Genomic DNA, 12,568 nt, shown 5'->3' with positions numbered 1-12,568 from the left:
GTTTTTCGACCTGGTTGTTACACGTGAGGATGGTAGGCAAACAGTGCAGGCGCCCCACCGGTATGGATAAAGAGGATTGGCCCTTCATCTTTGAAGCGCTTCTGGCTGATGCCGTCAATCAAACCCGCCATCGCCTTACCGGTATACACCGGATCCAACAAAATGCCTTCGAGGCGCGCCAGCAGTTTTACCGCCTCCATGCCCTCTTCGTTTGGCGTACCGTAGCCCGGCGCATAATAATCATCCCATAACAGGATATCCGCTGAGGCCGTCAGTTCCAGTTCACGGGCAATATCCTGCTGCAACGTGACAACTTTGGGTTTTTGATCGGCGACGCTGCGCGAAACGGTCACGCCGATAAGCTCGACGTCTGGCATCAGTTGTTCCAGGCCCACGGCCAGTCCGGCATGCGTTCCCGCACTGCCCGATGCGACCACCACGGAAGAGAGCGAAACGGCCCCTTCACACTGCTGGGCAATTTCCAGCGCGCTTTCCACATAACCCATCGCCCCCAGAGCATTAGAGCCCCCAACCGGGATCACATACGGGCGGAACCCTTGCGCTTCAATGCGCGTCGCCAGCTCCTGCAACTGCGCATTCGGATCGGTCAGCGCGTCACACATTTCGATCTGCGTATTAAACAGATCCAACAGCAGACGGTTGCCATTGGTGAGATAGTTTTCCGCCGTGGTGCCAATCGGATTTTCCAACAGCGCCACGCAGTGCAGGCCAAGCTTAGCCGCTACCGCCGCCGTCTGGCGAACATGGTTAGACTGGATGGCACCCGCGGTTATCAGCGTATCAGCGCCTTCACGCAGTGCGTCTGCGGCCAGGAATTCCAGCTTACGCAGCTTATTGCCGCCCATGGCCATCGGCGTGACGTCATCGCGTTTGATGAAAATATCGCGCCCGAGGTAGTCGGAGAAACGTGGAAGATATTCGAGCGGCGTTGGCGCGCCAATAAATTCCAGACGTGGAAAGCGCGTTAAGTTATGCAGCGGCATACAGCCTCCGGTATTCGTTGTTGTGATGTTCTTTTTATTATGCACGTTCAGGCGCAATGAAATAAAAAAAGGCGCTGTTAAAGGCGCCTTTTTTTCAGCGGATGACGATTATTTCGTCACATCCGCTCCAAACCATTTTTCAGACAGGGCTTTCAGCGTACCGTCTTTCTGCATTTCAGCAATGGCCGCATCAACCGCTTTCAGCAGATCTTCATTGCCTTTGCGCAGCGCCACACCGGACTCCTGGCGGGAGAACGCTTCACCGGTCACAGCCAGCGTGTCTTTGGTTTTCTTCACCAGATCCAGCGCCGCCAGACGGTCAACCAGAATGGCGTCGATACGGCCTACACGCAGATCCTGGTATTTAGTCGGGTCGTCATCATAGGTACGAATATCCACGCCCTGCACGTTCTGGCGCAGCCACTCTTCATAGTTGGTGCCCAGACCAACGCCGACTTTTTTACCTTTCAGATCGGCAGCGGTCTTAATAACACCTTCATTGCCTTTTTTCACCAGCGCCTGAATACCAGAAACCGTATACGGGGTAGAGAAATCGTATTTTTTCTTACGTTCGTCAGAGATGGTCACCTGGTTGATGACCACATCAATGCGCTTGGAATCAAGAGAGGCCAGCATACCGTCCCACTTGGTCGGCTTCAGGTTAGCTTTCACCCCAAGGTGCTTGGCCAGTTCCTCAGCAAATTCCACTTCGAAACCGGTCAGCTTGCCATCATCGCCCTGAAAACTAAACGGGGGATAGGTCCCTTCCAGGCCCACCAGCAGCGTGCCGCGCTCTTTAACTTTATTTAACAGACCTTCATCTGCATAAGTCTTTACGCTCATTCCGGCGACAAGTGCAACAGCCATTACACCCATCAGAGCCTGACGTCCCAGAAGTGCTAATTTCATAGTTACCCCGAATATTGTCATTAGTGACTATCATTTATGACTACAGTGTAAAGCGTTTGCTGTGTTCCACAAACACAACTCTGTTACACCTTATTCGTTTTTAATATATATCAGAACTGGCTGTCCAGGAGGATTTCTGCATATGCCCCATGTGGGTATGGGCTTTAAACTGCTCATACTTACGTAAGGCGATGCGGTAATTGTTGGTGCTGGTTTCCGGCAGCCACGGGGCAAGGTTTTCGTCGAGGAACCCTTCCTGCAGCAGATCGTGAGAGATTTTTTGTTCGGTCAGGTGATTCCCGAGGCGACGCAGACGGACAACGTATTCACGTACCGTGCCGTGACTCATTTCAGTCTGCTCAAATAAAAACTGTTTAAAACCGATAATATCGAAAAAGTCGCTCTGCTCTTTGCAATGCAAATCACCGCAAAAACGACACAGTGCCACCCACTCTTTTTTCTCCTGCTCCCACTCGGCTTCATCCAACAAAGTGTCCAGGCGGGCGATAGCGATTTTATTCACAATTTGCCCGCGACGAACCAGCGTGATCCTGTCGAGCAACTTAAAGCAATGGGCGCAATGCGTCTGGCTGTGTTTGAAATCTTTGAGGTAGCGGCTTAGAGGCCGTCTTTTTGATTGCTGCACCGTCATGAGAACTCCTGGTAGTCAATTCGTAATGCGGCATTGTTCAGGGGTAATAATGTACCCCTATAGCTTACCCAGCTTGGTGCGTAGACGTTTGATGGCCTGACTGTGCAACTGGCTAACCCGTGACTCCCCGACTTCCAGTACCGCGCCAATCTCTTTCAGATTCAGCTCTTCCTGGTAGTACAGCGTTAACACCAGCTTTTCGCGCTCCGGCAACGCCTCGATCGCGTCCATCACGCGCTGGCGGAGGTTACCCTCCAGAAGCTGTTGTAACGGGTTTTCCTGCTGATGTTCTTCCGTCACCAGCTCAATACTATCGCCATGCTCTTCCCGCCACTCGTCATAAGAGAAGAGTTGGCTGTTATTGGTATCGAGCAACATCTGACGATACTCTTGCACAGGAATAGCCAGACGCGCCGCCACTTCGGTTTCCGTTGCGTTGCGTCCTAATTCCTGCTCCAGTTGTCCCATCGCCTGTGCCACTTCGCGAGCATTGCGCCGAACGCTACGCGGCACCCAATCCCGGCTACGTAGTTCGTCCAGCATTGCTCCACGAATACGCTGCACTGCGTAAGTGGTAAATGCCGTTCCTTGCAAAGCATCATATCGGTCAACGGCATTCAATAACCCGATGCCGCCCGCTTGTAGCAGGTCATCCAGTTCTACGCTCGCCGGCAAACGCACCTGAAGGCGCAATGCTTCGTGACGCACCAACGGTACATAACGCTGCCACAGCGAGTGTTTATCCATTACACCTTCAGCGGTATACAGTGAATTCACGATAAACAGCCCTGCGTTAAATGAGTTATCGGCATGATTATCCGTTTCTGCAGGGGGTTCTATCGGAGGAATAAGGCTATAAAAGAAGGGTTATTTGACTTTTGTAACGCTACAAACAAAGCCATAAAATACAAAACCATTAAAAATCAATCAATTAAGCCGAGAAACTTCTGTCTAATGCTTCCCGGCAACATGCTATACCAGCAAAGAGACCAGAGACAAATCATCTCCCATTCTCACATTCTCAATGTAGCGATAAAAGTCCTCTGTCACTGACTGGTTATGCTGGCTTGAAGAGTGAAAGCTATAAATGACGTTAATCAGATCATCCAAATGCATCGCCCCCTGCTCTTTGGCATGGGCCGCCACCAGCAATTTGATGAAATAATATTCCGCCACAATAATATACAGGCCGCGCAGCGGTGTTCCTGAGATCATATCAGGAAAATCATTTTGCCAGAATTTATAGAGAATATAGTTTTTAAGCGCAAACGGCGTTTTGCCTATTTCGGGCAGAACAAGGCCTTGCCACACCTGTTCGATACCGGCGGTTTTTTCTTCAAACGTCAGCGTATTGTCTGCCGCCAGCACCCGCAGCAGAGAATCAATATATTGTGTTAATACTTTTCCACCACGAGACAGACTTTTCGTGCGGAAATAATTTTGCATCAGAACGGTCATCGACGCTTTAACACGATAATCGCCCGTAATATCGCCCATCATCTCGCCATTTTGCAGTTGTTGTACCAGTTGCGCATGAACACATTCAATCTGCCCAATTGTTGATTCATCAACCGTTCCAACTTTTTCCAGGAACAGCAGGAACTTCACCACGGCAAAAAGTGCGGGTTCAACCTCAACTTCGGCCCGACCAATCAGATCCAGGCAAAACAGACTCAGTACCCGGTGCACTGCCGAGAGCGGTTTCGCGGCATTGGACTTTTGTTGCAACGCAAGGCGTTCATTAAATTTCATCGCATCTGGTTCGCTAAGCAATAACCTGACCACTTCCGGGCATGAAATATTCAGTGAATGGTGTACATCATTCTTATAGGTACGATACAAACGGGGATAAATGGCGCAGGTTTTACTCAGTGCGTTCGCCCCTAACCGTTTATGCACCAGGCATAATTTATCATCACCAAAATATGGACAATTGCCGGACTCAGGTGCAAATGTAATCATCCCCCAGTTAAGCATGTCTTTTTTAACCAGGTGGATGCTTTCTTCCGCAATGGTCTTGATTAATAGATCTTTATTCGTCAGATATTTTTTTACCGTGGGTTTATCTACCGCGATGCTCCACTCTTTACAGCAATGGTCGCGACAATCGCTCCCCACACAATTAAACGCCGCGACAAAGGCGGGTTCAGTAATTAAAATTTCTTTCATTACGTTTGCTCCGATAAAAAAATCAAGGTGACTTTCGCCACCTTGATTGTATTCACTGACTTTTAAAAACTATCGTCAGATTAACGCAGTAAAGAGAGCACGTTTTGCGTGGTCTGGTTAGCCTGGGCCAGAACGGAGGTACCTGCCTGCTGCAGGATCTGCGCACGAGACATGTTGGACACTTCGGTCGCGTAGTCGGAGTCTTCGATACGGCTACGGGCGGCAGAAAGGTTATTTACTGTGTTACCGAGGTTGGTGATCGCTGATTCAAAACGGTTTTGCACCGCACCCAGTGAGCTACGCTGTTTGTCAACCTCTGCCAGAGCCTTATCAATAGCATCCAATGGGTTTGCCGTACTGCCATTCTTCATGGTTTTAGCATCAAGATTTGCGCCATCAAGGGTAAATGTTGCTTTACCAGCAGCAATGGTTGCATCAGCAGGATTCAATGCAATATATACTGTCTGCGCTTTTCCTTCTTCAAGCGTCAATCCATTCTTCGCAGCAGCGGCTACATCAGCTTTTGTTAATGTATTTTTGAACGAAATCTCAGCAAACAAGTTGCCATTTTTATCTACAACCGCTGTTCCCCCTGGCGCATTAATATTCGCTACATCAATACCTGTAGCTGTTGCAATGTCAGCTGCTGCAATACCTTTAACTTCGGTAGCATTCACGCCGGTTGTTTTGCCCCATACATTCTGATAATCAGCAGCAACCATAGCTGCCGGGGTTCCGTTCGGGCCAGAGACGTTAAAACCAGCCAGTTTCAACGTACTTGCTGTTACTTCGCTCAGTTTGATATCAATGGTTTCGTTATCATTAGCACCAACCTGAATTGACAGAGTTTGGTTTTTCGACAGAACATTGGTACCGTTGAACTGGGTTTGAGCAGAAACGCGGTCAATTTCAGCCAGACGCTGTTTGATTTCATCCTGGATGGAGGACAGATCAGAACTGGAGTTGGTGCCGTTCTGAGACTGCACAGTCAGTTCACGTACGCGCTGCAGGTTGTTGTTGATTTCGTTCAGAGCACCTTCAGTGGTCTGCGCGATAGAGATACCATCGTTAGCATTACGGGAAGCCTGAGTCAGACCTTTGATGTTAGCGGTGAAACGGTTAGCAATCGCCTGACCAGCAGCATCGTCTTTCGCACTGTTGATACGCAGACCAGAAGACAGACGCTCGATAGCGGAACCCAATGCGGACTGGGATTTGTTCAGGTTGTTTTGGGTCAACAGCGACAGGCTGTTAGTATTGATGACTTGTGCCATGATCTTTTCCTTATCAATTACAACTTGATGTTATTGGGCTGTTGCCCACGGTTTCTCACCGTAAACCTTGTATCGGCACCTTAAATTCGAACTTTAGAAAATTTTTACTTTCCGCCCTCTTTTTTCTTAGCCCGTGAAATACCCTCTATATGCACCACTATTCTGCGCATTATTTTGACAAAACTATCATTAAACTTTGCGCGCAGATTGCCGATAACCCGCTTAACAATTGTTTGCAATCACAAGGAATCGGGCATGGCTTCATTTACATCATTAGGCGTAGGCTCCGGCTTACCACTGGACACATTGCTAAACAACCTGACTATTGCTGAGAAAAAACGTTTAAATCCAATCACTCAGCAACAAAGCGATAATAACGCGCGCCTGACGGCTTACGGTACGCTGAAGAGTGCGCTGGAAAAATTCCAGACGGCAAATACTGCGTTAAATAAACCAGAACTGTTCAGAAGCAGTAATGTCACCAGCAGTAGCGAAGATCTGAAAGTTACCACCGAAGCCGGCGCGGCACCGGGTATTTATACCATCAGCGTCACGCAGCTGGCCCAGGCACAGTCTCTGAGCACCTCATCGGTTGCTTCCAGCAAAGAGGCGCTGGGTGATGGTTCCGCCACCCGTACAATTAAGATTGATCAGCCGGGTCGTAAAGAGCCGCTGGAGATTAAACTGTCGCAAGACAAAACCACGCTGGACGATATCAGTAAGGCGATTAACGATTCCGATAGCGGTATCTCCGCTAGCATCGTGAAGGTAAAAGAGGGCGAATTCAAACTGGTGCTGACCGCAGCAGAAGGTCTGGACAGCAAAATGACCATCACTGTTGACGGCGACAGCAAGCTTAACGATCTGCTGGCTTACGACAGCACAACCGGCACCGGAAAAATGACTGAGTTGGTTAACGCTCAAAACGCACAGCTCACGATGAACGGGATCCCAATTGAACGTCAAAGCAACAAAGTCACCGATGCACCGCAGGGCGTAACGCTGGAACTGACCAAAAAAGTCACTGATGTCCGCGTAACCGTGACCAAAAGCAATGACAAAGCCACGGAAGCAATTAAAGGCTGGGTTGATGCCTATAACTCGCTTATCGATACCTTTAATTCGCTGACCAAATATAAAGCTGTAGACGCAGGAGCGGAAGGTCAGGACAAAGATAACGGCGCGCTGGTGGGCGACAGCGTGGTACGTACCATTCAGACCGGTATTCGCGCCCAGTTTGCCAACTCTGGTAGCGAAGGTGCCTTTAAAACCCTGAACGAAATTGGCATCAAGCAAGATGGTACAACCGGCAAGATGACCATCGATAATACCAAACTGAAAAAAGCGCTGGACGAAAATACAGCTTCGGTACGTGAACTACTGGCAGGCGATGGTAAAGAAACCGGTATTACTACCAAGATTGCCGCTGAAGTTAAAAGCTACTTGGCTGATGACGGTATTATCGACAGCGCACAAGACAGCATTAATGCCACTCTGAAAAAACTGACCAAACAGTATCTGTCCGTTAGTGCCAGTATCGACGACATGGTTGCACGCTATACGGCGCAGTTTACCCAGCTCGATAGCATGATGAACAAGTTGAATAACACCAGTAACTATCTGGGCCAGCAATTTACAGCGATGAATAAATCCTGATAACACGAGGTAAGCATGTATACCGCGAGCGGTACTGAAGCCTATGCACAGGTCAGCATAGAGAGTGGCGTGATGAGCGCCAGCCCACATCAGCTGATTGAAATGTTGTTTGACGGCGCAAATAGCGCCCTGGTGCGCGCTCGCCTGTTTATGCAGCAGGACGATATCGTCGCCAAAGGCGAAGCGTTAAGCAAAGCCATTAACATTATCGACAATGGTCTGAAAGCAGGCCTGGATCAGGAGAATGGCGGTGAAATCGCCACTAACCTGTCCTCGCTGTATGACTATATGATCCGCCGTTTACTACAAGCTAACTTGCGTAATGATTGTCAGGCCATTGAAGAAGTCGAAGAATTACTCGGCAACATTGCAGATGCCTGGAAACAGATCTCACCGAAAGCGTCGTCCCAGGAGTCTCGTTAATGACCTCAGCCGTGGAGTTTATCAACCGTTGGCAGCGCATCGCGCTACTCAGTCACTCGTTGCTGGAACTGGCGCAGCGCGGTGAATGGGACCTTTTACTGGAACAGGAAGTTACCTATCTGCAAAGTATTGAAGTGGTCATGGAAGAGCAAACTCCACCGGGCATTACGCGAAGTATTCAGGACTTGGTTGCCGGGTATATTAAACAGACGCTGGATAATGAACAATTACTCAAAACGTTGTTGCAGCAGCGCCTGGATGAACTCAGCAACCTCATCGGCCAGTCGACACGCCAAAAGACGCTGAATAACGCCTATGGTCGTCTTTCCGGTATGCTGCTGGTACCCGACGCCCCCACTACGCCACAATAATTTCCCGTCTCGTCTGAATTATCTTCCATACTCCAGAGGTCGGCCAAACGACTTCTGGAGCACGGAAGATGAAAAATCCCACGTTATTGCAGTACTTCCACTGGTATTACCCTGATGGCGGTCAACTCTGGCCCGAGCTTGCCGAACGCGCAGGCGGACTCAATGATATCGGCATCAATATGGTATGGCTGCCCCCAGCCTATAAAGGCGCGTCCGGCGGCTATTCCGTTGGCTACGACTCCTACGATCTGTTTGATTTGGGCGAATTCGACCAAAAGGGAACCGTCGCCACCAAATACGGCGATAAAAACCAGCTGCTGGCGGCGATAGACGCGCTTAAGCACAATGATATTGCCGTACTGCTGGACGTAGTGGTTAACCACAAAATGGGCGCAGATGAGAAAGAAAAGATCCGCGTCCAGCGGGTTAACGCCGAGGATCGCACGCAAATAGACGATGAGATTATCGAATGCGAAGGCTGGACGCGTTACACCTTCCCTGCCCGCGCAGGCCAGTACTCGCAATTCATTTGGGACTTCAAATGCTTCAGCGGCATTGACCATATCGAGAATCCCACCGAAGACGGGATTTTTAAAATCGTTAACGATTACACCGGCGAAGGCTGGAACGACCAGGTTGATGATGAATTGGGTAATTTTGATTACCTGATGGGCGAGAACATCGACTTTCGTAATCACGCCGTCACCGAGGAACTCAAATATTGGGCGCGCTGGGTGATGGATCAAACCCATTGCGACGGCTTTCGCCTGGATGCCGTCAAGCACATTCCGGCCTGGTTTTATAAAGAGTGGATTGAACACGTGCAGGAAGTGGCGCCAAAACCGCTGTTTATCGTCGCGGAATACTGGTCCCACGAAGTCGATAAGCTACAAACCTACATCAACCAGGTAGAGGGGAAAACCATGCTGTTCGACGCCCCTTTGCAGATGAAATTCCACGAAGCGTCCCGTCAGGGCCGCGATTATGATATGAGCCAGATTTTCACTGACACGTTAGTGGAGGCCGATCCGTTTCATGCCGTCACGCTGGTGGCCAATCACGACACCCAACCTTTACAGGCACTCGAAGCCCCCGTCGAGCCGTGGTTTAAGCCACTGGCCTATGCGCTGATCTTGCTGCGTGAAAATGGCGTACCGTCGGTGTTTTACCCTGACCTCTACGGAGCGCATTACGAAGACACCGGCGGCGATGGCGAAACCTATCCTATCGACATGCCGATCATTGAACAGCTTGATGAACTGATCCTCGCGCGCCAGCGCTTCGCACACGGGGTACAGACACTCTTTTTCGATCATCCTAACTGTATCGCTTTTAGCCGCAGCGGAACGGACGACGATCCCGGCTGTGTGGTGGTACTGTCAAACGGCGATGACGGGGAAAAGACCATCAATCTCGGCGCCAATTACGGCAATAAAACCTGGCGTGACTATCTGGGAAATCGCGAGGAAAGCGTGGTCACCGATGAAAACGGTGGAGCAACGTTTTACTGTAACGGCGGGAGCGTCAGCGTGTGGGTGATTGAGGACGTGTTGTAAAGTTCAACCCCGGTGGCCAGAGGCTACCGGGGCGTACGGTTTATGGCAGCGGTGTGGCCAGCGGCGTTTTCTTTAACGCGTCAGCACATTCCTGCGTCGGGCGATCCACCCGCTGCAGCGTCATACCGTCATATTCCAGCGTATTGCCTTCGCGCTCGATCTCATACAGCTCGCGTTTCACCGTCACGTTGGTGAGATCGCCAGAGAGCATCGTCAGTTTCCCCGGCAGCGCGATCACCCGCTGCCACTGGCGACAATCCAGCGTATCGCCCTCTTTCGTTATCACCAGGCTGGCAATCGCTTCCGGGCTTACCAGACTGCGTTGCGGACCTTTTGACTGCCAGTATCCTTCCAGACCGGCTGGCGCTGGCGTTTTCACCACGTCGTTATAATTTTCTACTTCGGCGCATCCGGTTAGCGCCAGAAATACACCAACGATTGCTAATTTTTTCATCATTCATCCTGCATGCGAAGAAAATGGGATTGTGGCATTAAAGGCCTGATGTCGCCAGCCTTTCAGCGGCATTGAGAAAGATTGATCCAGACGGTATTACCTCTTATTACTCATAGTCAAAAATTCTGAACGGTGTAGTATCCACACTTCTTGTTACATACCTTCTGAGTTCAGAGGCGCAACGCATGTCATGGCAACACTTCAAACAGGCCTGGTTAATTAAATTTTGGGCCCCCGCCCCTGCGGTCATCGCAGCGGGTATTCTCTCCACTTATTATTTCGGCATTACGGGAACCTTTTGGGCCGTTACCGGTGAATTTACCCGTTGGGGTGGGCAAATCCTGCAACTGTTTGGCGTGCACGCCGAAGAGTGGGGATACTACAAGCTGATCCATCTCGAAGGCTCGCCCCTGACCCGCATTGACGGCATGATGATCCTCGGTATGTTCGGCGGCTGTTTTGCTGCCGCGCTGTGGGCTAACAACGTCAAATTACGCATGCCGCGTAGCCGAGTGCGCATTATGCAGGCGATAGTCGGCGGGATGATCGCCGGATTCGGTGCCCGGCTCGCGATGGGCTGCAACCTGGCCGCATTCTTCACCGGCATTCCACAGTTCTCGTTACATGCCTGGTTTTTCGCGCTGGCAACGGCAATCGGCTCATGGTTTGGCGCACGCTTTACCCTGCTGCCAATGTTTCGTATTCCGGTCAAAATGCAGAAAGTCTCCGCCGCTTCGCCGTTGACGCAAAAGCCGGATCAGGCCCGTCGCCGTTTCCGCCTTGGCATGCTGGTGTTTATCGGCATGATCGGCTGGGCGCTGCTCACCGCGATGGATAAACCCAAGCTCGGTCTGGCGATGCTATTTGGCGTTGGGTTCGGTCTGCTGATTGAACGGGCGCAAATCTGCTTCACCTCCGCCTTCCGCGACCTGTGGATTTCTGGTCGCACCCATATGGCAAAAGCAATCATCTTCGGGATGGCGGTCAGCGCCATCGGTATCTTTAGCTACGTGCAACTGGGCGTCGAGCCTAAAATCATGTGGGCGGGTCCAAATGCGGTGATCGGCGGCTTACTGTTCGGCTTTGGCATCGTTTTAGCGGGCGGATGTGAAACCGGCTGGATGTATCGCGCCGTTGAAGGCCAGGTGCATTACTGGTGGGTTGGTCTGGGCAACGTTATTGGCTCGACCATTCTGGCCTACTACTGGGATGATTTTGCTCCCGCGCTCGCCACCAACTGGGACAAAGTGAATCTGCTCAACACCTTCGGTCCACTCGGCGGTCTGCTGGTAACCTATCTGCTGTTGTTTGCCGCGCTGATGCTCATTATCGGCTGGGAAAAACGCTTCTTCCGTCGCGCAGGGCTAACGCCTGCCAAGGAGTCTGTATGAAAAATATCGTGCCTGATTATCGCCTCGATATGGTCGGCGAACCGTGTCCATACCCGGCTGTCGCCACGCTGGAAGCGATGCCGCAATTGAAGAAAGGTGAAATTCTGGAAGTGGTGAGCGATTGCCCGCAGTCAATCAACAATATTCCACTGGATGCGCGTAATCACGGCTATACGGTGCTGGATATTCAGCAGGATGGCCCAACGATCCGCTATTTGATTCAGAAGTAACTGGTTGCCGGATGGCCGCTGTGCTTATCCGGCAACCAGTCTCTGCACGTTAAACCTACACCTGCATGGACATCACTTCCTGATACGCCGACACCAGTTTGTTACGTACCTGAATACCCATCTGCATTGATACCGACGCTTTTTGCATATCGGTCATCACATCATTCAGCGCAATACCCGGTTCACCGAGGGTAAATTTCTCAGCCTGCGTACGGGACGCGGTTTGCACATCGCTGATCCTGTCTAACGCCGCATGCAGTTGACCGGCAAAACTCACGGTCGGTTGTGGCTGCATATCCTGCATTTTTGCTGACATCGCCGTGGCTTGCAACTGGCTGATGACCCCTTCAATCCCCTGTATTGCCGACATTCTGATCCCCTGGATGATTTTTTACTTAGCTGAGATTACCAGTTAGTCAATAAGATAAAGGCGTTAAATAACGATAAAAAACCACGGTTTTTAACGCATAGAAAAATTC

Annotated in this window: 14 protein-coding genes; 6 read left to right on the top strand and 8 right to left on the bottom strand. The window is 50.6% G+C overall.

Annotated features, from left to right (window positions below):
* Positions 1-17: 17 nt before the first annotated feature.
* From dcyD to OGX67_RS25795, 6 genes are all read right to left on the bottom strand, one after another.
* Positions 18-1,004, bottom strand: a complete 987-nt coding sequence (gene dcyD / locus OGX67_RS25820) for a D-cysteine desulfhydrase (protein ID WP_003030471.1) — start codon at positions 1,002-1,004, stop codon at positions 18-20.
* A gap of 108 nt (positions 1,005-1,112) precedes the next feature.
* On the bottom strand, positions 1,113-1,913 hold the full coding sequence (tcyJ, locus tag OGX67_RS25815; RefSeq protein WP_003030469.1) for a cystine ABC transporter substrate-binding protein: 801 nt from the start codon (positions 1,911-1,913) through the stop codon (positions 1,113-1,115).
* Between the two features lie 100 nt (positions 1,914-2,013).
* A complete protein-coding gene (gene fliZ, locus OGX67_RS25810) occupies positions 2,014-2,565 on the bottom strand; it encodes a flagella biosynthesis regulatory protein FliZ (protein ID WP_003844196.1) in 552 nt (183 codons plus the stop codon).
* A gap of 57 nt (positions 2,566-2,622) precedes the next feature.
* Entirely contained in the window at positions 2,623-3,342 is a 720-nt protein-coding gene (locus OGX67_RS25805) for an RNA polymerase sigma factor FliA (protein WP_003030465.1), read from the bottom strand.
* Positions 3,343-3,537: 195 nt separating this feature from the next.
* Positions 3,538-4,734 (bottom strand): flagellin lysine-N-methylase, encoded by a 1,197-nt coding sequence (gene fliB, locus OGX67_RS25800; protein ID WP_071696987.1) that lies wholly within the window; start codon positions 4,732-4,734, stop codon positions 3,538-3,540.
* Between the two features lie 80 nt (positions 4,735-4,814).
* Positions 4,815-6,008 (bottom strand): flagellin FliC, encoded by a 1,194-nt coding sequence (locus OGX67_RS25795; RefSeq protein ID WP_071696986.1) that lies wholly within the window; start codon positions 6,006-6,008, stop codon positions 4,815-4,817.
* A gap of 255 nt (positions 6,009-6,263) precedes the next feature.
* On the opposite strand from OGX67_RS25795, the gene fliD reads away from it, so the two are divergent.
* From fliD to amyA, 4 genes are all read left to right on the top strand, one after another.
* Positions 6,264-7,664, top strand: a complete 1,401-nt coding sequence (fliD, locus tag OGX67_RS25790) for a flagellar filament capping protein FliD (RefSeq protein ID WP_071696985.1) — start codon at positions 6,264-6,266, stop codon at positions 7,662-7,664.
* Between the two features lie 15 nt (positions 7,665-7,679).
* Complete coding sequence (fliS, locus tag OGX67_RS25785; RefSeq protein ID WP_071696984.1) at positions 7,680-8,087, top strand: flagellar export chaperone FliS; 408 nt, start codon at positions 7,680-7,682, stop codon at positions 8,085-8,087.
* Complete coding sequence (gene fliT / locus OGX67_RS25780; protein WP_016150551.1) at positions 8,087-8,458, top strand: flagella biosynthesis regulatory protein FliT; 372 nt, start codon at positions 8,087-8,089, stop codon at positions 8,456-8,458. Before fliS ends, fliT begins: the two co-directional genes overlap by 1 nt.
* 68 nt (positions 8,459-8,526) lie before the next feature.
* The gene (amyA, locus tag OGX67_RS25775) at positions 8,527-10,014 is read left to right on the top strand and encodes an alpha-amylase (protein ID WP_071696983.1); all 1,488 of its coding nucleotides are present in this window, start codon (positions 8,527-8,529) and stop codon (positions 10,012-10,014) included.
* Positions 10,015-10,054: 40 nt separating this feature from the next.
* Here the strand turns inward: amyA and yedD are convergent, their stop codons facing one another.
* Positions 10,055-10,468 (bottom strand): lipoprotein YedD, encoded by a 414-nt coding sequence (gene yedD, locus OGX67_RS25770; protein WP_003030454.1) that lies wholly within the window; start codon positions 10,466-10,468, stop codon positions 10,055-10,057.
* A 185-nt stretch (positions 10,469-10,653) separates the two neighbouring features.
* Between yedD and yedE the strand changes: the two genes are divergently transcribed.
* Both yedE and yedF read left to right on the top strand, forming a co-directional pair.
* Positions 10,654-11,859, top strand: coding sequence for a selenium metabolism membrane protein YedE/FdhT (gene yedE / locus OGX67_RS25765; RefSeq protein ID WP_003839093.1), 1,206 nt, complete (start codon positions 10,654-10,656; stop codon positions 11,857-11,859).
* Positions 11,856-12,089 (top strand): sulfurtransferase-like selenium metabolism protein YedF, encoded by a 234-nt coding sequence (gene yedF / locus OGX67_RS25760; RefSeq protein WP_000790504.1) that lies wholly within the window; start codon positions 11,856-11,858, stop codon positions 12,087-12,089. The genes yedE and yedF overlap by 4 nt, the downstream gene beginning before the upstream one ends.
* Before the next feature lie 55 nt (positions 12,090-12,144).
* On the opposite strand, the gene fliE is transcribed toward yedF, so the two are convergent.
* The gene (gene fliE, locus OGX67_RS25755; RefSeq protein WP_003030448.1) at positions 12,145-12,459 is read right to left on the bottom strand and encodes a flagellar hook-basal body complex protein FliE; all 315 of its coding nucleotides are present in this window, start codon (positions 12,457-12,459) and stop codon (positions 12,145-12,147) included.
* Positions 12,460-12,568: the final 109 nt, after the last annotated feature.

The organism is Citrobacter sp. Cf118 (assembly GCF_030334095.1).
GTDB lineage: Bacteria > Pseudomonadota > Gammaproteobacteria > Enterobacterales > Enterobacteriaceae > Citrobacter > Citrobacter freundii.
This window is presented reverse-complemented; position numbering and strand designations above follow the sequence as displayed.